Origin of the sequence: Clostridium oryzae (assembly GCF_002029235.1) — a bacterium.
GTDB classification, from domain to species: Bacteria; Bacillota; Clostridia; order Clostridiales; family Clostridiaceae; genus Clostridium_AE; species Clostridium_AE oryzae.
The window spans coordinates 84,790-106,977 of the sequence record NZ_MZGV01000012.1; the positions used below are offsets into that span (position 1 = coordinate 84,790).

The 22,188-nt window shown below is 31.1% G+C and carries 20 protein-coding genes and 1 other annotated feature; of the genes, 5 read left to right on the forward strand and 15 right to left on the reverse strand.

The window, feature by feature from the left end:
• Positions 1–70: 70 nt before the first annotated feature.
• Both CLORY_RS07770 and metG read right to left on the reverse strand, forming a co-directional pair.
• Positions 71–2,527 carry a YhgE/Pip domain-containing protein gene (locus tag CLORY_RS07770; protein WP_079422963.1) on the reverse strand — a complete coding sequence of 819 codons (2,457 nt, stop codon included), beginning with the start codon at positions 2,525–2,527 and terminating at the stop codon, positions 71–73.
• A gap of 330 nt (positions 2,528–2,857) precedes the next feature.
• Complete coding sequence (metG, locus tag CLORY_RS07775; RefSeq protein WP_079422965.1) at positions 2,858–4,477, reverse strand: methionine--tRNA ligase; 1,620 nt, start codon at positions 4,475–4,477, stop codon at positions 2,858–2,860.
• A gap of 156 nt (positions 4,478–4,633) precedes the next feature.
• Positions 4,634–4,888: a binding site (T-box leader), on the reverse strand.
• Positions 4,889–5,503: 615 nt separating this feature from the next.
• On the opposite strand from metG, the gene CLORY_RS23225 reads away from it, so the two are divergent.
• From CLORY_RS23225 to CLORY_RS07795, 4 genes are all read left to right on the forward strand, one after another.
• The gene (locus CLORY_RS23225; protein WP_169911561.1) at positions 5,504–6,157 is read left to right on the forward strand and encodes a sensor histidine kinase; all 654 of its coding nucleotides are present in this window, start codon (positions 5,504–5,506) and stop codon (positions 6,155–6,157) included.
• Positions 6,150–6,791: a response regulator transcription factor gene (locus CLORY_RS07785; protein WP_079422970.1), complete on the forward strand. Its 642-nt coding sequence runs from the start codon at positions 6,150–6,152 to the stop codon at positions 6,789–6,791. Before CLORY_RS23225 ends, CLORY_RS07785 begins: the two co-directional genes overlap by 8 nt.
• Before the next feature lie 252 nt (positions 6,792–7,043).
• Entirely contained in the window at positions 7,044–9,563 is a 2,520-nt protein-coding gene (locus CLORY_RS07790; protein WP_079422972.1) for an ABC transporter permease, read from the forward strand.
• Positions 9,556–10,233 carry an ABC transporter ATP-binding protein gene (locus CLORY_RS07795; RefSeq protein ID WP_079422974.1) on the forward strand — a complete coding sequence of 226 codons (678 nt, stop codon included), beginning with the start codon at positions 9,556–9,558 and terminating at the stop codon, positions 10,231–10,233. The genes CLORY_RS07790 and CLORY_RS07795 overlap by 8 nt, the downstream gene beginning before the upstream one ends.
• Positions 10,234–10,519: 286 nt before the next feature.
• Here CLORY_RS07795 and CLORY_RS07800 read toward each other — a convergent pair whose 3' ends face one another.
• The 10 genes from CLORY_RS07800 to CLORY_RS07835 form a co-directional block, all read right to left on the reverse strand.
• The gene (locus CLORY_RS07800) at positions 10,520–11,206 is read right to left on the reverse strand and encodes a GTP pyrophosphokinase (protein ID WP_242954368.1); all 687 of its coding nucleotides are present in this window, start codon (positions 11,204–11,206) and stop codon (positions 10,520–10,522) included.
• Between the two features lie 25 nt (positions 11,207–11,231).
• A complete protein-coding gene (locus CLORY_RS07805) occupies positions 11,232–11,591 on the reverse strand; it encodes a hypothetical protein (protein WP_139375990.1) in 360 nt (119 codons plus the stop codon).
• 293 nt (positions 11,592–11,884) lie between these two features.
• Positions 11,885–12,007 (reverse strand): hypothetical protein, encoded by a 123-nt coding sequence (locus CLORY_RS23955; RefSeq protein ID WP_278335304.1) that lies wholly within the window; start codon positions 12,005–12,007, stop codon positions 11,885–11,887.
• Between the two features lie 26 nt (positions 12,008–12,033).
• Positions 12,034–12,183 carry a CPC_1213 family protein gene (locus tag CLORY_RS23230; protein ID WP_169911562.1) on the reverse strand — a complete coding sequence of 50 codons (150 nt, stop codon included), beginning with the start codon at positions 12,181–12,183 and terminating at the stop codon, positions 12,034–12,036.
• Positions 12,184–12,333: 150 nt separating this feature from the next.
• Positions 12,334–12,813, reverse strand: coding sequence for a GNAT family N-acetyltransferase (locus CLORY_RS07810; RefSeq protein ID WP_079422978.1), 480 nt, complete (start codon positions 12,811–12,813; stop codon positions 12,334–12,336).
• 62 nt (positions 12,814–12,875) lie between these two features.
• Positions 12,876–13,931 (reverse strand): ACR3 family arsenite efflux transporter, encoded by a 1,056-nt coding sequence (gene arsB, locus CLORY_RS07815; RefSeq protein WP_079422980.1) that lies wholly within the window; start codon positions 13,929–13,931, stop codon positions 12,876–12,878.
• 23 nt (positions 13,932–13,954) lie between these two features.
• Positions 13,955–15,706 carry an arsenical pump-driving ATPase gene (arsA, locus tag CLORY_RS07820; protein ID WP_139375991.1) on the reverse strand — a complete coding sequence of 584 codons (1,752 nt, stop codon included), beginning with the start codon at positions 15,704–15,706 and terminating at the stop codon, positions 13,955–13,957.
• A 10-nt stretch (positions 15,707–15,716) separates the two neighbouring features.
• Complete coding sequence (gene arsD, locus CLORY_RS07825; protein ID WP_079422982.1) at positions 15,717–16,094, reverse strand: arsenite efflux transporter metallochaperone ArsD; 378 nt, start codon at positions 16,092–16,094, stop codon at positions 15,717–15,719.
• Positions 16,095–16,108: 14 nt separating this feature from the next.
• Positions 16,109–16,432: an ArsR/SmtB family transcription factor gene (locus CLORY_RS07830; protein ID WP_079422984.1), complete on the reverse strand. Its 324-nt coding sequence runs from the start codon at positions 16,430–16,432 to the stop codon at positions 16,109–16,111.
• 317 nt (positions 16,433–16,749) lie between these two features.
• Positions 16,750–17,886 (reverse strand): ROK family protein, encoded by a 1,137-nt coding sequence (locus CLORY_RS07835; protein ID WP_079422986.1) that lies wholly within the window; start codon positions 17,884–17,886, stop codon positions 16,750–16,752.
• A 341-nt stretch (positions 17,887–18,227) separates the two neighbouring features.
• Here CLORY_RS07835 and CLORY_RS07840 point away from each other — a divergent pair, with 341 nt between their 5' ends.
• Entirely contained in the window at positions 18,228–18,707 is a 480-nt protein-coding gene (locus CLORY_RS07840; protein ID WP_079422988.1) for a GNAT family N-acetyltransferase, read from the forward strand.
• A 179-nt stretch (positions 18,708–18,886) separates the two neighbouring features.
• On the opposite strand, the gene uppS is transcribed toward CLORY_RS07840, so the two are convergent.
• The 3 genes from uppS to CLORY_RS07855 all read right to left on the reverse strand — a co-directional run.
• A complete protein-coding gene (uppS, locus tag CLORY_RS07845; RefSeq protein ID WP_079423003.1) occupies positions 18,887–19,603 on the reverse strand; it encodes a polyprenyl diphosphate synthase in 717 nt (238 codons plus the stop codon).
• Positions 19,604–20,005: 402 nt separating this feature from the next.
• On the reverse strand, positions 20,006–20,713 hold the full coding sequence (locus CLORY_RS07850) for a hypothetical protein (protein ID WP_079422991.1): 708 nt from the start codon (positions 20,711–20,713) through the stop codon (positions 20,006–20,008).
• A 224-nt stretch (positions 20,714–20,937) separates the two neighbouring features.
• The coding region (locus CLORY_RS07855; protein ID WP_139375992.1) for a sensor histidine kinase at positions 20,938–22,188 on the reverse strand (1,251 nt) is incomplete at its 5' end.

Below are 22,188 nucleotides of genomic sequence, written 5' to 3' on the forward strand. Positions count from 1 at the left end.
TTTTTTAGAGACTGAAAAAGCTGATAAATAACTGACTATATGTCAATTATTTATCAGCTGCTGTTATAGCTTATGCTGCCAGATTTTTATCTATATATTCGTTAACTCTTTCACCTTTTCTTATAAATATGACGCTTATAACCATTGATACTAATCCAAAGATTAAAGTTATCAACGTATCTTTAGCTACTATCGACATATTTATATTAGCGGCATATAAAACTTCTCTTATACCTTCTACTGTATAAGTGAATGGTAAAAATGGATTTATTCCTCTAAAGAATTTTGGTAATGTTTCAATAGGGAACGTACCTGCGTCGGAACATAGTTGAAGTACCAATAGTACTATTGCTATAGCTTCTCCTGCAATACCAAACAGGTTAATGAAGTTATATATTATTGCATCAAAGGCCAATGCCGATACTATGAGGAATCCGAACAGCAGCAGTGTACTTGCTGGTTTAATTCCAAGAAGTAATACTATTGCACCAAGGGCTAAAGCTTGAATTATACCAATTATAGCATATGGAATGTATTTGCCTACAGTTAATTCCAAATTGTTCATTTCCTTATACTCACTTATTTTGATCTTTAATATCAGCAGCATTATTACTGCACCTATCCACAAAGATATTGGTAAAAAATAAGGAGCTAGTCCTGACCCATAATTATTTACAGGGTTAATATTAGTGTCTTTTACATGAACAGGGTTTCCTATAAAGTTTCCTAAATCGCTGCTTGATGATTTAACATTGTCATTTACTTTATCAACGCCTTTATCCAAGCCTTTCTTTAGCTTATTCTCGCCATTTTTAAGCTTCTTCATGCTGCTGTTTAACTTTTTACTTCCATCAGCTAATTTTTTACTTCCACTCACTAATTGGTTACTTCCATCAACCAGCTTTTTAATTCCTGTACCTAATGCCGGCACCTGATTATTCAGCGTAGATAAACCATTGCTAAGTTGCCCTGACCCGTTATATAATTTACCTACTCCATCTGATAGTGCTGGGAGCTTATCATCAAGCCGTTTAATTCCACCATTCAAAGCCTTTGAACCTTTTTTCAAACTGCCAGTACCTTTTTGTAATGTAGTCATGCTTTTCTTCAATGTTGATAATCCATTTCTAAAACTGCCTGAGTTTTTAGTCTTCATACCATCATTGAGCTTTTTCATTCCTTTATCGAGTTTACTAGAACCTTTTGCTGCTTTATCAATATAGCTTGTCGTTTTCTGTACATTTCCAGCAAATTCTGAAACACCTTTAGTGTAGGTATCAACTCCATCAGCATATGCTTTCAATTGAGTGCCCTGGTCAGCTGAATTCTTCTGTAAGCCTTGCAAAGTTTGAAGTGCCTTTTGCACATTTGGATCCTTTGCTACTTCAGGATTAGTCTTTGCTGCTGTCATAATATATTGTCCTACTGAAGTCATAGCAGCTGAAGACTGACTCACTGAATCTGTTAATTTTTTTGTATTATCATTTAAATCTTTTGATTTTTCTATTAATTGACCAGCAGGATCATTTAATCTTGAAGCTCCTTTATCTAATTCATTAAGCGAACTAGATAGCTCTGAAGTTCCCTTTTGAAGTTTTTCCACTGAAGGCAGTAAGGTATTTTCATAACCATCGTAAAGTTTGTTTACACCAACAGCTAATTGATCAATTCCACCATTTAACTGATCTGCACCATCTGCAAGTTCTTCTGAACCATTATATAGTTTATCTACTCCTGTTTTTAATGAAGGTACCTGATTTTTTAAACTGTTCAATCCGGAAGATAGGTCCTTGGAGCCTTTATAAAGCTTCTTAACTCCACTAGACAATTTGGGAACATTTGAATTAAGCTTATCAAGCCCATTAGCTAGTTTAACATTGCCATCCTTAAAACTGTTCGTTCCAGTAACAAATGTTCCTGTTCCTTTAATAATCTTTTCTGTTCCATCAACAAGTTTATCAGTTCCCTTTGAAGCATCCTTCAATCCATCTCTAAGTTCATAGACTGTCTTAAACGCTGTCTTACCATATTCCTTTGATACACTCTTCTTTAATTTATTAAGTATTTTCTCCTTTACGGACTCTGATATTTTAGTTCCGATATAATTCTTTTTATTATTAGAAACATACTTAATTACGGGAGCAATTGCTTGTCCATCTTTTGCATTGACAATCTTTTCTGAAAAATCACTCGGGATTTCTATTACTGCAAAATATTTATTATTATTAATTCCATTTTCTGCTGTGTTTCTATCAACAAATTTAAATCCCACATCATCATTTTTCTTTAATTTTTTAACTAAATCTTTGCCATAATTTTTCTTCTTATCATCCAAAGTAGCCCCGTTATCATTATTAACAATAGCTACAGTGTAATTTTTGAGACTTCCGTAAGGATCCCAATAAGCTTTAAGGTATAAGAAGCTATATAATAGAGGAATCGCTATAACAGCTATTAATGCTACAATCTTTATCTTCTTATCAAAATAGCTCTTAAATTCATCTTTACAAATTTTAAATAAGTTCATATTTTACCTCCTCCTGCGTTTAGAAAATTAAGATTAGTGAAAAATAACTGCTTAATAAATATATGAAATTTTATATAGCCGCTTAATTTTTGTACCGACCAGTCAGTTATATTTTAATAACTTTTTCTTTATATTGTCAATTCCCTATTTGGGCTAAAATATTTCCTTTTCGACAAATAATAAAAACTGTACTAGATTTCCTTCATATATCTAGTACAGTCTCTAGTTACAATCCTTTTCACTATATTTGTTCGTTTTGCTTACTTGTGGGCATATAGCTTAACCTGTTTAACAATGTCATTGTTAACATTTTCTAGAGCATATTGTTCATCATTTTCCTAATTTGTTTATTTCATATTCAATCACTTTTTTATCTATCCTATCGAAAAGTATCCTTGTATCCTCTATTTTTTGATTAGCTTTTGCTTTTACATATGACCAGCTAGCTTCTCTAACGCCTATCCATCTCCTTACTTTAAATGATGAAAATGGCAAAAACGGCTCCAATAAATTACTTAAATTTGCTATGGCCTCTGTACAATTATATATAACATTGCCACAGGAAGCTACATCCTCCTTTACAGTAATCCAAGGTTTTTGAGCATCAAAATATTTATTCATACTTCTTACAAATTCAAATATGTCCTCCAGCGCTGATTTAAACTCTCCACTCTCTATCTTTTCTCCACATTTTTTATACATCAAAGTAAGCTCATTTAATATATTTTCATTTATATTTCCTTCTGGTATCGTATTATTAAAATACTTCTGTATAAATACCAGTGTCCTATTAACCAGGTTTCCATATGCTCCCACCAGTTCTCCGTTATTACTATTTACGAACTCCCTCCAGGAGAAATCGGTATCTCGTTTTTCCGGTGCATTTATAATAAGAAAATATCTTATCGCATCAGGATTATAATTTTGCAGCATATCCTTAACCCATACTGCCCAATTATTACTAGTTGATAATTTTTTACCTTCTATCGTCAAATACTCACTTGAAATGATTTTATCAGGAAGTTTATAATCTTTTGCTCCCTTAAGCAGAGCAGGTAATATTATTGTATGAAAAGGAATATTATCCTTTCCATGCACATAATACGCAAAAGAACTATTATTCCAGAATTTCTTCCAATCTTTATTATTTATCTGTGCCCAATGTTTACTAGCTGTTAGATATCCTAGGACAGCATCTACCCAAACATAAAGTTTTTTGTCTTCAAAACCCTTTATTGGTATATCTATTCCCCATGGCAGATCTCTCGATACAGCTCTATCCCGAAGTCCCTCTTTTAAATATCTTTCTGTCATATTTATTGCATTTAATCTCCACCCTTTTGCTGAATTAAGATATTCCTCCAATATCTTTTGAAAGGCTGAGAGTTTAAAGAACAGCTGTTTAGTTTTTCTTACTACAGGCTCATTACCACAGTTTTTACACCGTCTTTCTTTAAGTTCCAACGGATCCAATAGTGTTGAACAGTTATCACATTGATCTCCCCTAGCCTTACTGCCGCAGTGAGGACATATACCTTCTACAAACCTATCAGGTAAAAATTGATTACAGTTTGCACAAAATAGCTGCTTCTGCTCCTTCTCATAGATATACCCATTTTCATATAATAAAGTAAATATTCTTTTTACCTCTTCTTTATGAAATTGATCGTCAGTTCTAGTATATAAATCATAGGTAAATCCTAATTTATTAAAACAGTCTGCAAACTCTTCATGGTATTTATGAGCTATATCTTTAGGTTCTACCCCTTCTTTTTTTGCTCTTATTGAGATTGGAGTTCCATGACAGTCACTTCCTGAAACATACAATACATCCTCGCCTTTTGACCTATAGTATCTTGCTAGTATATCTCCAGGTAATAATGCAGTTACGTGCCCGAGATGTAGTGATCCATTTGCATAAGGCCATGCTCCTCCAATAAAAATACTCATACTATCAACCTTCTTTACAAAAATAATCTTTGATTCAAGAAAACCTTAGAATATGTGTGATTAAATCTCAGTATAGCTGAATCTTCACATTCATTCTTGGTTCCTAGTCCTAACAATTAAGTAAATAAAAAACTCCCGTCTCTTAGACTCTAAAGCCTAAGGGACGAGAGTATAACTTCGTGGTACCACCCTTTTTTATTCATATAAATGAACCTTTTTTCAGATACGTCACCATGCATTGTGATTATATCCTAGCACTATAACAGGTGCCCCTGCTGCACTCTAAGCTCCTAAGAGGTTCGATGCAAAGCTCCGAGACCATGTTCAACTTATTATCCTTTGCTCATTTTCACCATACAGAGTTCTCTTTAAAAGGCATTATAAATCTACTCTTCTCTTCAACGCTTTAAATTTAATATTAAATTATTAGTAGTGTAGCATATATTATAAAAGTTGTCAAAATATATATTTCGTTATATACTACTTGATGTGATATATCTATGAGAGAGGTAACCTTATATGGAAAAGCTAATTAATTTATGGCAATTTATTAAACCAAAAATCAGATATATTTTTTTAATTATGATAGCCATATCTATTTATAATTATTATAATCTATCAAAAAATACTGCTTACCTTTTATTATATTTAGTGAATATACTTTTATTTATCTTATCATTTTTACTATTTGAAAAATCCAACTTAGATGATGGAAGCATAAAATTTTTTATTATGTGTATTTTATGTAGTGCTTTTATATTTGTAACAGTAAAAAGCAACTTTTATTACTTCATGCTTATGGATGATCTATTTGACATCAAAAACAAAGATAAACGGAAAATCTTGATTTTCATTCATTTTTCTTCATTCATAGTAAGTTTGTTAATTATGTATTCAGTAATTAAAAGAATAGCTCTGTTGGATAGTATTATCTCCATTTTATTACTGATACTTTATTATTGCATCGCTCTTCTAATTCTCTTTATTATCCATAAATACAAGGATGAAAGGGACAAGTTAAAGTTATTGAATTCAAAGCTAATAGAATATTCTTTTAAAGAAAAGGATTTTGCTATATCATCTGAAAGAGATCGGATATCACAGGAATTGCATGATTCTTTAGGTCATTTACTTATGGCTCTATCTATGAATGTAAAGTATGTTAAGTCTAAAGTCTCTAAAGAAAAAGATGTAGACTATCATGAAATTGAACAAATCGAAGATTTAGTCCAAGAGAGCATAAAAACTTTAAGAGGTACTGTATATAGCCTTAGAAAACTTAATGGTAATTTCAATCTAAAGGAAGAGTTAAATAAGGTTATAGGTAAATTCGATAATTTAAATATGGTATCCATTTTATTTGATTACGATGATGAGATTGAAAATTGTTCGGTAAACATAAAAAATATTCTTATTGCAACCATTAAAGAAGCTATTACCAACAGTGTAAAGCATGGAAATTCTTCACAGATTCATATTTCAATCTCACTTGAACATTATACCTTAAAACTTGCTATTGAAGATAATGGCTCTGGCTGTAGTAATATAGTAAAATCTAATGGTCTTAATGGAATCTCTAATAGATTTAAATCTGCTGGCGGCAATGTCACTTTTTCAAGTAAAAAACAAAAGGGATTTAAAATAGTAGCAACTATAGAAGGGAGTGCTAGTGTTGATTAAAGTTATGATTGCAGATGACCAAGTCATCGTTAGAGAAGGAATAAAGAAAATATTAAGCTTAGATGATGATATAGAAGTAGTTTGCGAAGCTGCTAATGGTTACGAAGTACTAAACAATCTAAGGAAACACATTATTGACGTAATTTTAATGGATGTCCGAATGCCTGAAATGGATGGTATCAAAACCTCAAGTATTGTAAAAAAGCAGTACCCAAATATGAAAATAATTATCCTTACCACCTTCAATGAAGATGAATATTTATTCAGCGGAATCAAAAACGGAATAAGCGGATATTTATTAAAGGACAGCGAAATTGATTTCATAATAAAGAGCATAAAAGAATCTTATAATGATAATATGGTATTTGCTCCACAAGTGACTCCAAAATTGATCAATGCTCTGAATTCTAAAAATGACGATGACAAGTTAGATACTTCCAAACTTAATAGTTTAACTGAAAGAGAACAAGAAATAGTCCAACTTATAGTTCAAGGAAAAAGCAACTTGGAAATTTCACATGAGCTTTTCATATCAGAAGGGACTGTAAAAAACAGCATATCTAAGATATTGAAAAAACTAAGTCTCCAAAGGCGAACTCAACTTTCGGCACTTTTCCTAAATGGGCATTTTTGAAATTCTGCAAAACTGGACTTCTTTCTTTATCCTAATACAAATATATTCTATAACTCCCAATTTACGCCTTTCACCCAATTAAAATTATGTAAGAATAATTATATACTTACATAGCTAAAAAGCAGGAGATATGTATTACTAAAGTCACATACATCTCCTGTTTTTTAGCTAATTGTTACCAAATTCACATTTAAAAGCTTGCCTCAAAGTATTAGATTATAACTGTAAAATATAGTTCAGGAGGTAAAATTAATGAATGTATTTGGTAAATATATACTAAAATCTATAATAGAAAAGAAAGGACGAATGCTATTAATAGTTCTGTCTATTTTATTAAGTTCTGCTCTTCTATTAGCCTCAGCTGGTTCTGTAAACACAATGATAAAAATGTTTACCAGTCAAGCTAAAGCAGCTTATGAAAATTTCAATATAGCAATACATGCTGACAGTAACTCTTCCTCTTCAATCTTTAAAGCTTCAGACTTGAATATGAAAAATATAAACGAAAGCTTTAACGGTATCAGATTAGGGGGATACTTCAATGAATATACAAACAAAAATTTCAATCTTATTGGCACAGATTTAACAAACTTTCGCAAATTCAAAAGTATAAAACTTATTAATAAAAAACTTTTATACCCATTTATTGGACGAAAATTGATACTATCTAAAATGGCAAGTCAAAAACTTCATTTAAAAGTTGGAGGCACAGTTAAATTAAGCATACTAGGAAATAATTATGCTTATAAAGTTTGCGCCATAGCTTCAAACAACGGCTTATTCTTATCTGACACTCAAGAAAATAATAGTTTTATAATTATAGTTCCAAGAGAAAGTCTAACTCCCATACTAAAAACTGATAGCAAAGATTGTAATTTTGTTTATACTCAAGTAAAAAACACAAATCTAAGCAAGTGGATAAATAACTTTAATGTTACCTATAAGAACACATTTATTGCAAAACCCTTAATTGATCAAAAATCACTTGAAGCTAGTACAAATGATATAAAAGTTCCTCTAATATTCATGTTGTGCATAGTTCTTATAATGTCTATATTTATAATCTACAGTTCCTTTAAGCTTGTAGTAATAGAAAGACTCCCTACTATAGGAACATTTTTAAGTCAAGGCTGTTCATTTTTCCAAATTGTAAGAATGTTAATTGCCGAAAGTCTACTCTATGGAATTTTAGGTGGGATTTTAGGAGATATATTGGGTACATTTATAATAACCATCATAGAAGATATCAGTAATCCCTTAAAAGCTTATGGAATAAAAGCCGATTTTCACCTAAGTCTATTTTATTATGCATTCGCACTAGGGTTTGCAATAATATTATCTTTAATTTCATCCATTATTCCGATTTTGTCTATAAGAAAGATGTCAATAAAAGACATTATCTTAAACAAAGTTAATCTTCAATACAAATCAACTGCAAAAAGTCTAATAGCAGGGATAATTTGTATAGCATTTTCAGTAATAGCCCATATGGCGGGTCCCTATATACAGCATCCACGCCCATATGCCCTGTCTCTATTTGCATTTTTTACTGCTATGATAGGAATAATGCTGTTCTTACCCAAATTTTTAGATTTGATTTTATATCCTGTTGTTAACATTTTAAGAAGGTTTAACGCTATAAGTATGCTTTCAATAAATAATATAAGAACATCAAATCTCCTCATAAACAATATTAAGCTTATTACGATTTCTATTATTGCCGTCATGTTAATCTTGTGCTCTAAAAGTTCTCTCGGAGATATCCTTACTAGCTATTATTCAAAAAACAATTATGATATACAGGTATCAGTAAATTCTAATTCCGATGATCCTGGGAATCTTAAAACTGTATATAAAGTAATAAAAAATTGTCCTTATGTTTCTCAGATAAATGAAACAGCTTCAATAAATGCTACGCTAGATAATGATACATCAAAAGATATAGAATTAAAAGCCATAGATCCAAAACATTTTGCTCATTTTGATAAATATGTTACCTTTTACAATAAAGAAAAATCTATAAAAGATTTATCTACCCATATTAATAACATTATACTTTCTTCAAAAATAGCCACAAGATATCATATCAAAAAAGGTTCTATGATAAAACTTGCTGTAAATGATAAAATCGAAAAATTTAAAGTACTTTCATTTGCTGATGTTGGAATCAATAATATGGGAAATATTAATTTTATATCTATGAAATCTGCAAATAAACACTTTTATATTAACTATGCAGATAATTATGAAATTACCACCACAACCTCTGTTTCAAAAGTTAAAAAGTACCTTGTAAAACTTCTAAAAGGTACAGGCACAGATATAACTACTAAAAGGGAAGACATAAAAAATGAGTCCAAAAAAGATAGTCAGATGTTAATGATTCTAAGCTTATTCTCTTGCATCACAATGCTGATTGGATCTTTTGGAATATTGAGCAATCTAAGCATAAGTTTTATCCAAAGAAAAAAAGAAATGGCTATACTAAGCTCTATAGGTCTAGCAAATGGCAGTAGCTACATTTTACTATTTACTGAGAACCTAATACAAGGTTTGTTAGCCATAGTAGTATCACTGCTTGCGTCTATCGGAATAGTTGAGCTGCTTAAGGATATATTTAGATACTTAGTTATTAACTTAAATATTCAATATTCCTTCTCGGCTTTGGGTTCGATAACTAAATTAACGATTATTCTAATGATAATTACAACACTTCCAGCAGTGTTCAAAAACAAAAAATTGCAAGTAATAAAGGAGTTAAAATATGAATAATTTAATTGAAGCAAATAATGTATGTAAATCATTTAAGATTGGTAAGGAAAATTTATATATACTTAAAAATATTAACCTTGACATTGAAGAAGGCGAATTTGTTTCCATCATGGGGCCCTCTGGATGCGGAAAGTCAACTCTTTTGTATCTTTTAGGTGGATTAGATTCCCCTACATCCGGAACAATATATCTAAAAGGCAAAAATTATAGCCATATGAGTTCTAAAAAGAAAAGCATATTAAGAAGAAGAAATATCGGCTTCGTTTTTCAATTCTATAATCTAGTTCCTAATCTTAACGTAGAGGACAATATACTTCTTCCACTATTATTGGATGGAAAAAATCCAAAAGATTATAGACGAAAATTGGACGATATTCTTGAAATAATGAATATGAGCACAAGAAGAAAGCATACACCTAGAGAGCTTTCTGGTGGTCAACAGCAAAGAGTTGCTATAGCAAGAGCGTTGATATTTGACTCTGATATAATTCTCGCAGATGAACCCATTGGTAATCTAGATTCTAAATCGGGTACAGAAATAATGAAACTTTTTAGATCTATAAATTCCGAAATGAAAAAAACAATTGTTCAAGTTACTCATTCAGAAGAATCTTCACTATATGGAACCAGAGTAATAAATCTAAAGGATGGAGAAATAGTTTCCTCTTAAAACTAAATTTATTGATGAAAAGTTAAATAAAGATATATGAAACTCTATACGAATTACTATATAAGGATTTTGATGTGAAACATTAGTTTTCACATCTTTTTTAATTTTACAACATACATAGATAAAAATAACCAATCATATAGAAATACATGAAATATCTTTTCATCGAACATGATTATCAATAGTTTTATGATCTATATTATTTTCTAAATATAGTTCATTTATACTAGGGGATACTCTAATGGAATGAGTACAACTACTGATTTGTTTCTCGTCAGTGCTTGTACTATATTCTTTTTGCACTGCCTTTAAAATCAATCATATTTCTAATTTCCTGCATTCGATGATCCATCTGATTAATTACATCTGCACATTTTTTTAATTCCAATGCTATTTTCTCAGGATTTTGTACATTCTTTTTATACTTTAATTTATGATCCAAACTAGCCCAAAAGTCCATAGCAATAGTCCTAAATTGAACCTCTACCTTCATATGTTTCTTTTCGCTAGATAAAAAAATAGGTACATCTACAATCAGATGTAAACTTCTATAACCATTTTCTTTAGGATTTTTAATATAATCCTTTTTCTTTATTAAAATAATATCATCCTGTTGAATTAATAAGTTCGCTAATATATAGATGTCCTCTGGAAAAGAACAAATTATACGAACACCAGCTATATCGAAAATGTTCTGTTCGATACTTTCTAATGACAATTCTACCCCTTTACGTTTCACCTTATTTATAATACTAATTGGATTTTTGATTCTAGATGTGATTGATTCAAAGGGATTTCTATTATATTGAAGCGAAAATTCCTCATTTAGCACTTTAAATTTCGTTTCAATTTCCATTAATGCACATCTATACCTCATCATCAGTTTCTCAAAAGGCAGCATCTCCTCTAATAACACCTCAGGATTATTTTCTTCAAGTATTTCATTTAACTCCGCACTATGTAGTTCTTTCACAATAACCTCTCCTTAGTAATTTTTGTTAATATAATTGATAAGTATCTAATTCTCCTTCATATCCACAAACTCCCATACGCGGTGAATTTGTAATGCGAAATATGAATAAATCATCATCTTCAAACTTATCAACACAATCTTCACAAAGATATGTAAAATCACCATATTCATTTTCCATACAAGCATACTCTGCTTTTTTGCCGCAGTTACTACATCTATAATCTTCTATTTCATTTCTTGCAGGTAAAGTTATCGGATCTTTTGCGCTTGCGCCTCTATATTTATCCATAACCGTAAGCTTTAATGTAGTTGTACTGCCAAAATCATATTCATGTTTAAAAAACATACCTACTGTTAAAACTTCTTTTGCTTTAACTTCACTCATAGATTTTGATTTATCATACATTTCAATAAGTGATTTTTAATTGCAGTTTTTCCAAATTCTTTTTTACAAATATAACATCTTCCTTTTTTAGAAGCAACGTTTGACATTTCCACATTTCCTTTCTATATAAAATCTCTGTGTTTTATATTGACTAATTTCTTATAGTATAACATATAAGTATCAATATAAAAACTTTATATATTCCTGATATTATTTCTAAATAGCAGGCAGCGCTTTACACTATATTAAAGCTGAAAAAAGAAAGTGAGCCTGATTTGCTCACTTTCTTAAAATTATCTATGAGTATTTTCTCCTTTTGATTTACTTTTCTGCATATCCTCTTCATGGATTACTTCCGATCTTCTGCTTTTTTTATTCTGTTTCTTCGTTTCCTTTTTAGTTTCAGTATGTGTCATATCTATTATAGCCTCCTTATATAAAGTTAAATATAATCAGTATGAATGTGTCCCTTATCTTCGAAAGCATATCTTGCACTCTCTGCCTGTGGATCATGTTTTATATTCTTCTTCTTAAACTTTCTATCTTCTTTCTTGTTATTATTATCAACTTTCATTTTATTTTTTTCATCCATTAAAACTCCTCCCTTCATTCATATCATTTCCTGAAACTGCGGTGATTTATTCTTTGAATAGAACTATAAATTACTTATAATTAGCATATGTATTGTTTACCTTAAAATTAAATAGCAAATTAATAATTTTTATATTTTATAATTAGGACATTATATTTTACCTCTAAACACACTAATCATATAATCTTCTTCTGGAAAATCTCCCACATATCTAAAGCCATTATCAGAGTAAAAACTCCTGAGTTTACTATTTCCTGCCCAGCAGTCTAGACAAATAGCTTGTCCTCGTTTCTTCGCAAATTTAAGAGCATATTGTACCATGCCCTTACCTATATTTTTGTTTTGGAACCAAGGTGCCACGGCTATTCTATATAAATAAAGACTTTGTTCTCCACCTCTGAACCATTTCTTTACATTCATAGATTTTATAGAAAATGTACCTATTATTTCATCGTTTTGAACTGTAACATACGTATGTTGGCTTTCTATATCCTGTTGTACTGTCTCTACATTCCAAGGATACTCCCACTGATTTATGCCTTTTTTATGAAGCTTAAGAGTTGCCTCATTCAGCAGCCCTATTATGACCTCAGCATCTTTTTTATCCGCTAACTTAATTTTTAAACACATCAAAACACCTCAGTTATTTATTATTTTTTAAATGTCAAGTGCCAAGCACTTGACATTTTAGATTATCCTCTCTGTTTTATACCAAAATATTTTTTACCTAAAAGGAGGGCTACATCAACAAGCCCTATCATCACAGGCACCTCAATAAGCGGACCTATTACAGCAGTGAAAGCTTCTTTCGATTGAATGCCAAATACAGCTACTGCTACAGCGATTGCAAGCTCAAAATTATTACTTGCAGCAGTAAATGATAGGCTTACTGTTTTATGATAGTCAATTTTTGATTTATAGCTTATATAGAACGATACCAAAAACATAATAATGAAATATATAATAAGCGGGATAGCTATCCTAATAACATCTACAGGTAAATCAATTATATATTTTCCCTTAAATGTAAACATGACAACTATCGTAAAAAGTAAAGCTAATAGTGCTAACGGACTTATCTTTGGTACAAAAGTTTTTGTGTACCACTCAGTTCCTTTTCTAGGTTCTAGCAGCAACCTAGTAAGTAGTCCTGCAATAAACGGAATACCAAGATAGATTATTACTGATGAGGCCACCTCTCCCATTGATATGTGAACCTTCATGCCTTGTAAACCTATAGCTTTGGGAAGTATTGTAATAAAAATGTAGGCATATATTGAATAGAATACTACCTGAAAAATTGAGTTAAATGCAACTAATGCAGCAGCATATTCATTATCACCATCAGCTAAACTATTCCATACGATTACCATAGCGATACACCTTGCCAGCCCTATAAGTATTAATCCCGTCATAAAGGAAGGGTAATTTCGAAGAAATATTACCGCTAGTGCGAACATTAGAACAGGACCAATAATCCAATTTTGAACTAAAGAGAGCGTTAATACCTTTGGGTTTCTAAAAACTTTTCCCAGCTCCTTATAGTTTACTTTAGCAAGCGGCGGATACATCATCACTATAAGTCCTATAGCAATAGGAATTGACGTTGTACCTACTGATAATTTTGATAATGCGTCAGCAGTCCCTGGGAATGCCCATCCTAAAAACACTCCCAATCCCATTGCAATAAAAATCCATATTGTTAAATATCGATCAAGCCATGACAGCTTAGATGATTTATTACTCATAATTAAGTCTCCTTCATCCTTTTCTATAAAATCAACTCAAATAATTTTTTGTCTTTTATCTCATCTGCTTTCCACTCTACAACTGCAAAATTACCATCAGAAATATCATTAACTTTGTTTATCCATCGTATTTCATCATTGGCCTTAGCCTTAATAGTATCATTTGTAGTTTCCAGCGCAAGAAAGCTTGAATTTATAACCCACCATTTACTGTTTATTCCTGCCCTGACTAAATCCTCTTTCAGTCTTGCAGCCTCATAGACAGGAGTAGCTTCAGCCAGTGTTACTATAATAGCGTCAGTTTCAGCGCCATTTTTTAACCTTGGTAAAAGATTTTTTACCGATTCAGGTATATCTCCTTTTGAACGCTGTATCTCTTTATTATAGCTTTCAGTTGACTCTAATAATAGCAAGGTATGACCCGTTGGTGCAGTGTCAATAACTACCACTTCATTTTGTGATTTCTGCACAATATCAGCGAAGGCCCTAAATACGGCTATCTCCTGAGTACAAGGTGATCTTAAGTCCTCTTCAACATAAGCAATATCTTTTTCGTCCATAGTTTCTCTAGCTTCACTTAGCACTTCTTCCTGATACTTTTTTAGCTCTTTCTTTTCATCAATACGGCTTACAGTTATTCCATAATCCTGGTCTAAAACAAAATTTATATGTGCTGCAGGATCTGTAGTAGTTAAATGCACCTTTTTTCCCTTTTTAGTAAGTCCTAAAGCAATGGCCGCAGCTATTGTGGTTTTCCCTACTCCGCCTTTTCCCATTGTAAAAATAACCTTTTTATCTGAAGCATACAAATCATCAACAACCACTTTCAAATTAGATATTCTTCTGTTAATTAACTTTTCATTACTGTATTCTATTTTATCTTCCTTTAGAAATGCTCTAACACTGCTAATACCTGTTACATTATAAGGTCTTAATGGAATTTGATAGATTTCTAAATTTCTCAAGCTCTTTGGAATATCTTTTAAAGCTTTCTGCTGCTTAACATAAATTGCTTTAGATACGGTATCATTACTACATTTAAGAACTCCATTGATAATTAGCATCTGGTTTTCTATTCCTATATCCCGAAGTTCATTTGATGCTCTTTCTGCCTCTTTTAGCGTCAACGATTCAGGTCTTGCTACGAGTATTAATGTCGTTTTCTTATTATTAGATAGATTATTTACAGCTTTTCGATAGATCTCTTTTTTGCTTTCAAGTCCTGAAAGCTGGCCAAGACAGGAAGCCCCATGTGTACTTTCATCGATAAAATTGCTCCAAGCAGAAGGCAGCTGCAGCATTCGAAGAGTATGTCCGGTAGGTGCTGTATCAAATATAATATGGTCATACTTGTCTGCTGCTTTTTCATCGGTTATAAAGCCTGCAAATTCATTAAATGCAGCTATTTCAACCGTACAGGAGCCAGAAAGCTGTTCCTCCATATTTTTCAAGACTACCTCTGGCAGCTTTCCGCGATAGAGCTTTATTACACTTTCTCTATATTCTGCAGCAGCTTTTTCAGGTTCGAAATTAGCAATAGTTAAATTAGGAACTTCTTTTATGATTACTCCTTTATTATCTAATTCTGTTTCAAAAACATCCTGTAGATTAGATGCTGGATCTGTGCTAATAAGCATGATTTTCTTACCCTTATCTGCTAGCGCAACAGCAACAGCACAGGCTGTTGAAGTCTTTCCTACCCCACCTTTACCTGTAAAGAACAGATATTTTGTTAAAGCTATCTTGGTTATTTCAAAATCATTAAACACTGTCATTTCTCACTCCTTAACAACATCCACCTTTGCAGCCGCAGTCTTTAACTTTAGATGGTTTTTTTATTGTGAGTTTTAAATAAGCTTCTGGAAGTCCAAAAAAACTGCAAAATTCTCTATTAGTGGGATAAGCTCCAGTTTTAACAACTTCGCCATCTACCATAGTTATTGGTAAAACATCGATGCCTGACTTATTTAGTAATTCATTTATAATCTTATTATCAATAAATATCTGAGGATTATTCGCAAGATTATGTCTCTCTACAATAATTCCTTTATCCTTTAATTTATTGATAGCTGTAGCCACTCTAAGCAGCTCCTTATCGATGGATGACCCGCATACACCTGTTGTGCAGCACATTGCCGGATCAAAAATAATCATTTTTTTCATTATACTTCACTCCTTCATTTACAATTACATTTCGTATTATCTTTGCATATACAATCCTCAGTATCAGTCATAAGGTTCATAAGAAACAACATTAATTTATTACAATTGGTACTATTCAATGAATAATAGCTCCACAACCCTTCTTTTCTGCAATTAATAAGCTCGCAATCCATCAGAACCTTCATATGGTGCGAAAGAGTTGGCTGAGTAAAATCAAAATGTTCTAATATATCACAGGCGCACTTTTCGCCGCAGGACAACATATCAATTATTTTCAATCGATTTGCATCTGCTAATGCTTTTATTATCTTAGCGTTTTCATCGTAGTTCATTTTCATATGTTCGCTCCTTATATAGATATTCATCTATGTAAAATATAATTAATCTTTTCTAACTTGTCAATATTGCATATGTTAATTTATAAATTTTTTGTATATATAAATTGTTTTCTATATGCAAATTAAGTTTTACAGTTCTAAATACAAGGAATAGAAAAATTTTTCTATATAATCAAATACTAATAAATCATCAAAAAATAACGAATCCAGCAATACCTGATAGTATAGCCAGAATAATTGGATCCATTTTGAATTTATAGTTTAGTACAAACGCTGCAGCAAATATAAACATGCTTTGTACATTCACAAATACATCTCTATTTTTTCAATTCCTGCAATACCAGAACTGCTGCCCCAACAGCTATAGATTTATTTTCATAATAACCTTCTCTACTAAAGATAATATCACTATTTAACATACCAATCTTTTTTAATGCAATCTCCCTAGAGATATCATAAAACAATTTAGAATTATAAATAAGAGGACCGCTTAATATAACTAACTGAGGGTTCAAAAGTCTTATAAAATTAGCTAAACCTATGCCAAAATGTATTGCGGCATCCTTTATAATATTAGCAGCTATTTCATCATTCTTATCCGCCATCTCACATATATCCCTATAATTCACTTGTTCTAACTCTTTATAAAGTGTTAGCTTTTTATCCTTTTTTACCTCAGAAATGAATTTTGCTGTTATATTTAGTATAGAAACATAAGCCTCTATGCAGCCATAGTTTCCACAGGTGCAAAGCTCACCATCGAGATCTACAATCATATGACCAAATGCATCTTCAGCATTATTAATTGTTCTAATTAATGTACCTGATGATATAATACCTGTTCTAACTCCCACTCCACAGTTTATATAGCAGATATTGTTCATATCCTTACCTTTACCAAAGTAATATTCACCTATAACTGCGGCATTGGCTCCATTATCAACAAATACAGGAACATCAAGCTTTCCAGCTAAGTTACTAAGCAATGGGTCAATATCAAAATTTTTTACTATTCCTATACCTATTCCAATAATCTGTGATTTATCTATTTCTAATTCCCGCATCATATCTTCTAAACTATCTGTTATGAATTCAATAACTTTGCTTGTATTTTTAAAATCATACATTGTCTTTTCAGAAATAATTTGAATTTTTAAATTTGTTATTACCACTTTTACATATGTTCTTGAAATATCTATTCCTACTGCATAAAAGCTCCTGTGATTTATATCATATAATACAGGTTTTCGTCCACCGGTAGATTCTCCAATATCAGTTTCGGTAATCAGCTTATTATTTATTAGTATTTCAACCTCTCTATTTAGTGTACTTAATTTCATTTTGGTTAAATCAATAAGTGTTTTTTTGGTAACAGGGCCTTTTCTCTGTATAATATCAAGTACACTTTTGCATCTATAATTTAACTTTTTTATGTTATTGTAAGCATTAACCATTTTATCCTCCCTTTCATACATCATTAACACAATAGCACCTTTCGTCCATTTGAGCAATTATAATGACTATAAATAAATTTTCAAATTAGTGATATAATTTATATATTAACTAATCACTCTTTAGACTATAAATTATACATAATACAAGCTAAAAATATACTTTAATGAAGTAAATAGTAAAACTAGCTTTATTGTTATAAGGATAATTTTAAAGCTTTATTTAAATAAGACAAAGCTTGTGTTCCTTGCAAGCCATGCCGCAATTAATAGGTTTTCGGCAATCAGTTCATTAAAATACTTTTGTTGGTTCTCATTATATTTATTTAGGAGGTAACTATATTATGAATTTAAGAATAAGAGAAGCAAATTTAAATGATTATGATAACGTATGTGCTTTAACCTTGGAAGTACATAAGCTTCATCTAAAAAATAGACCTGATGTATATAGAGATGTTGATACCCCTTTTAAAAAAGATTATTATTGTGAGCTTCTAACTGATAAAGACGCTAAGATATTTGTCGTTGAAAATTCTGAAAGTAACGAACTTGTTGCTTATAGTATAATTAAAATTTTGCCCACAGCAAACGTACCTGTAATTCTGCCTCAAAAGTTTGCCTATATAGACGATTTTTGCGTCAAATCAGACCATAATAAAAAAGGAATTGGAAGAATGCTTTTCGATTACTTAGTAAGCTACGCAAAGGATAAAAAAGTATCCTCACTGCAATTAAATGTATGGGAGTTTAATGATAATGCGATTAAGTTTTATGAGGCTATGGGAATGAATACAAGAAACAGGAGAATGGAACTAAATATATAAAAAATGGTTACACCCTATGTCGGCCGGTTACGTTCATTAAGCAATTACACCACATCTTTTAGACAAATTTCCTAATGGCTCATAACCCGGCTGCGCCTCAAACAATTCGCCATCTTAACGGAAATTTGCCTAAAAGACATGGATAATTGCTAAATTCACTCCAAATGCCGACGTTTGCTCTATTTTTTATTATAAAACCTAATAGCCTCTTCCAAATGTTTAAATTTAAAATCCGGCCAATAATCATCAGTGATCCAAATTTTAGTGTTTGCTGCCTGCCACAATGTAAAATTGCTTATCCGATTTTCACCACTGGTTCTGATTATCAAGTCTACATCTGGTTGCCCAACTTTAAACATATAACTGCTAATTAACTTCTCATCAATTTCATCCTCGTTAATTTTTCCACTACTTACATCTTTAACAATTCTCTTTACTGCATTGATAATCTCAGATCTCCCACCATAATTTAGTGCTATGTTCAGTACCATCTTCTTGTTATTTTGAGTTAAATTCTCTGTATTTACAATTTCTTTAATCAAGTCATGAGGAATGTTTTCTTTAAGCCCAATATGCTTAACTCGTATCTTATCCTCTGCCGCCTTACGCAATTTTATAAAAAACTCTATAAAAAGCTGAATGAGAAAGTTCACCTCCTGAACAGAACGGTTCCAGTTTTCAGTTGAAAAAACATATAGCGTCAGTGTTCCAACACCTAAATTTGCACAATTCGTTATTACGTCCTCAACAGATTCAGCTCCAGCCTTATGCCCTGCAGATCTTGGCAAACCCTTGCTCTTTCCCCATCTTCCACTTCCATCGCAAACTACAGCAATATGCTTTGGAATTATGATATTTTTATCATTAATCATCACTTCGATATTTTCTTGTGTCATAATTTCATCTCCTTCACCAGCTCTATAAAGGCTTCTAATTGTATGAACATCCATTTATTTGTATTATAAATCACCTGAGTAAATAGCTCAAATTTAGAATTCCTCCATGCCAGCAGTGCTAATAGGTTTTCTAGTGATGCAAGTAGCACCTTAGATTCTGTGATTTTTATTAGAGTATACTTATAAATCTTGGTGCTTCTGTATGTAGTATTACTAATATACGATAGCTTCACTTCTTTAGTATATAGCTATATCAAAAAAAGAAATCACTAAAGGAATAAATCCCCATAGTAATTTCCATTAATTAAAAATACTTTCCTAAATTATTTCCACCCTATGCCAACTCTATAATCTGCAAATTTTATTTATTACTTCCTACAAAATATTTTTCTTGTTTATTTATTAAATAGCATTTTCGTCAAAGTCACCTTTGTTATCCTGCTTTTCTTTTGTAGTACCTTTCGGCTTATCTTGCGCATCATCATTTTGTATATTTATCTTAACATCACTATCAATGTCTGCTCCATTTTCTTTATTGCCATCTTCACTAGTTCCTTTAGCCCTATCATCTTTATTACTGTTTTCCAATTGTTTTCGATATTCTTTTATTCCCTTATCAATAAGCTTTCTGCTTTTAGCCGTTTCTTCAAGTTCAGATGATGCATATGATAGAGCTTTCTCAGCTGCTACTTCATCCCCATGATCTTTTTTATCTACATATACAGAATAACAGGTTTTTGCTGTCTTCTGATGCGTAGACGCAGAAACCATGCCTCTCATCACATCTTTACTTATAGCTTGAGTATTCTCTTCCTCATTTTCCTGTTCATTATTATTACTATTACTATTTTCATCAACCTTTTTAGAATCCGTTGTCTTTTCCTGAAGTATCTGTTTATCTATTTCCTCTAACTTAGTTTTAAGCTTATTGATAGCATCATTTTTTTCCTTATCGGATAGTTTACTTTGCTCAATCTTTGATATTTGATCTTGTATTTGTTGTTTCTGTTTTTCTAGTGGGCTAGTTGAATCACCTGAATTATTCTTTAATATATCATTATTATATTTTAATGAATTATTAATTGTACTTGAAATTCCACCTATCTGCATATATTTGTCTCCTTTACATAAAAATATAATTAAATAAAGAGATAATATAATTTTATTCTGACTTTTAAACGATCTAAAAATCGGATAAAATCCTGAAAACCTTCTAAAAGTCATGTAATATAAATTCATTGCTCCTTATTTACTTAGTTTTTCGATAAATATACGTATTAGCTGATACTGATGTTGTGAATATAATTTTTTTTGTAGTAAACAAAGATATAAACTTATGTCGTCTGAAGCATTATGTTTAGACTGAATTTATTTACACTGTTTTTTGTGTATACCCCACCTGAATACTTTTCTGCTACACCTTTAATGTTTAGCAGTCCAAATCCATGGCTTGAACTGTCCTTTTTATCTGTATGGATACTTCTATTTTTTATATAACCCTGCATGCTATTTTCTGCCTCAAAGACTATAAATGACTTACTCATAGTGCTCTTTAAATATATGTATTTTTTTATTTTATCATCAGTTATTTTACTACAGGCTTCAATAGCATTATCTAAAGCATTCCCCAGTATTACACATAAGTCTAATGGGTCTATATTGATGCTCTCAGAAAGATTTAAATTGCAACTAAACTCTATGTTTTTTTCAAGCATATTATTACATTTTTCACTTATCACTGCATCCGCAAATGGATTTCCCGTATTTACTTTTACATTTAGCTTATCCAAAGCGTGAGTCATTTTCTCTAAATATTTTTTTGCATCATTCATATCTCCTTCAGCCATTAGATTCTTTATACAGATTAGATGATTGTTTATATCATGTTTAAATGCTCTAGTCTTTTCATACTGAAGTTGCAAATATCTATAATGATCAGACTGCATATTAAAATGTTGAGCTAATAAAGCCTGTCTATTCTTTAGTTCACCTTCCTCTGCTAATTTGTTTAAAATTATTACAGTGAAAACCAAGCATATTAGCGATAGAAGTGCTATCCCAAGCATCTTAATATTTCCCAGTAATGCAGTATGAAATCTACTGTCGTTATAGTAAATTTTAAAATATTCACACATTAAATATACTATGAACAAATTAGGTACTGCAAATGACACCATGTATCCTTTATTCTTAAACCCGTTATTTACTGTATATTTTTTCAATATAAAAATCAGAATGAAAATATATACTAATCTATAACCGATCATCATTAATTCGTTTAGAATTTTCTGAGAAGCAAAATCAGGTATCATCACAAGTAAAGGCACTGTTATATATTGCGTCAATTCATCTAAACATATATAAAATATAGTTATAATGAGTTTTTTTGCATGCGTACCTGTACAAAAAATAACTGCGAAAAGAAAAAAATATATAATTTCAGGAATCCATTGATAGATACTTTCTATATTTAATCTATTAATAATATAATACGGGATATTAACAGTAATCAGCATAACTGCTATTACATATTGCCATTTCAGCTTTAAACCTAAAAAGTTTTCTAAAACTATGTACATTATAGA

Bases quoted from the DNA above. Each gene is read 5' to 3' on its own strand.
- CLORY_RS07790 (WP_079422972.1), top strand. From the start codon at position 7,044: ATGAATGTATTTGGTAAATATATACTAAAATCTATAATAGAAAAGAAA.
- CLORY_RS07810 (WP_079422978.1), bottom strand. From the start codon at position 12,813: ATGTGTTTAAAAATTAAGTTAGCGGATAAAAAAGATGCTGAGGTCATA.
- CLORY_RS07795 (WP_079422974.1), top strand. From the start codon at position 9,556: ATGAATAATTTAATTGAAGCAAATAATGTATGTAAATCATTTAAGATT.
- CLORY_RS07805 (WP_139375990.1), bottom strand. From the start codon at position 11,591: ATGAGTGAAGTTAAAGCAAAAGAAGTTTTAACAGTAGGTATGTTTTTT.
- uppS (WP_079423003.1), bottom strand. From the start codon at position 19,603: ATGACACAAGAAAATATCGAAGTGATGATTAATGATAAAAATATCATA.
- CLORY_RS23230 (WP_169911562.1), bottom strand. From the start codon at position 12,183: ATGGATGAAAAAAATAAAATGAAAGTTGATAATAATAACAAGAAAGAA.
- CLORY_RS07830 (WP_079422984.1), bottom strand. From the start codon at position 16,432: ATGAAAATGAACTACGATGAAAACGCTAAGATAATAAAAGCATTAGCA.
- CLORY_RS07770 (WP_079422963.1), bottom strand. From the start codon at position 2,527: ATGAACTTATTTAAAATTTGTAAAGATGAATTTAAGAGCTATTTTGAT.
- metG (WP_079422965.1), bottom strand. From the start codon at position 4,477: ATGAGTATTTTTATTGGAGGAGCATGGCCTTATGCAAATGGATCACTA.
- CLORY_RS23955 (WP_278335304.1), bottom strand. From the start codon at position 12,007: ATGACACATACTGAAACTAAAAAGGAAACGAAGAAACAGAATAAAAAA.
- CLORY_RS07835 (WP_079422986.1), bottom strand. From the start codon at position 17,886: ATGGTTAATGCTTACAATAACATAAAAAAGTTAAATTATAGATGCAAA.
- arsB (WP_079422980.1), bottom strand. From the start codon at position 13,931: ATGAGTAATAAATCATCTAAGCTGTCATGGCTTGATCGATATTTAACA.
- CLORY_RS07850 (WP_079422991.1), bottom strand. From the start codon at position 20,713: ATGCAGATAGGTGGAATTTCAAGTACAATTAATAATTCATTAAAATAT.
- arsD (WP_079422982.1), bottom strand. From the start codon at position 16,094: ATGAAAAAAATGATTATTTTTGATCCGGCAATGTGCTGCACAACAGGT.
- arsA (WP_139375991.1), bottom strand. From the start codon at position 15,706: ATGACAGTGTTTAATGATTTTGAAATAACCAAGATAGCTTTAACAAAA.
- CLORY_RS07840 (WP_079422988.1), top strand. From the start codon at position 18,228: ATGAATTTAAGAATAAGAGAAGCAAATTTAAATGATTATGATAACGTA.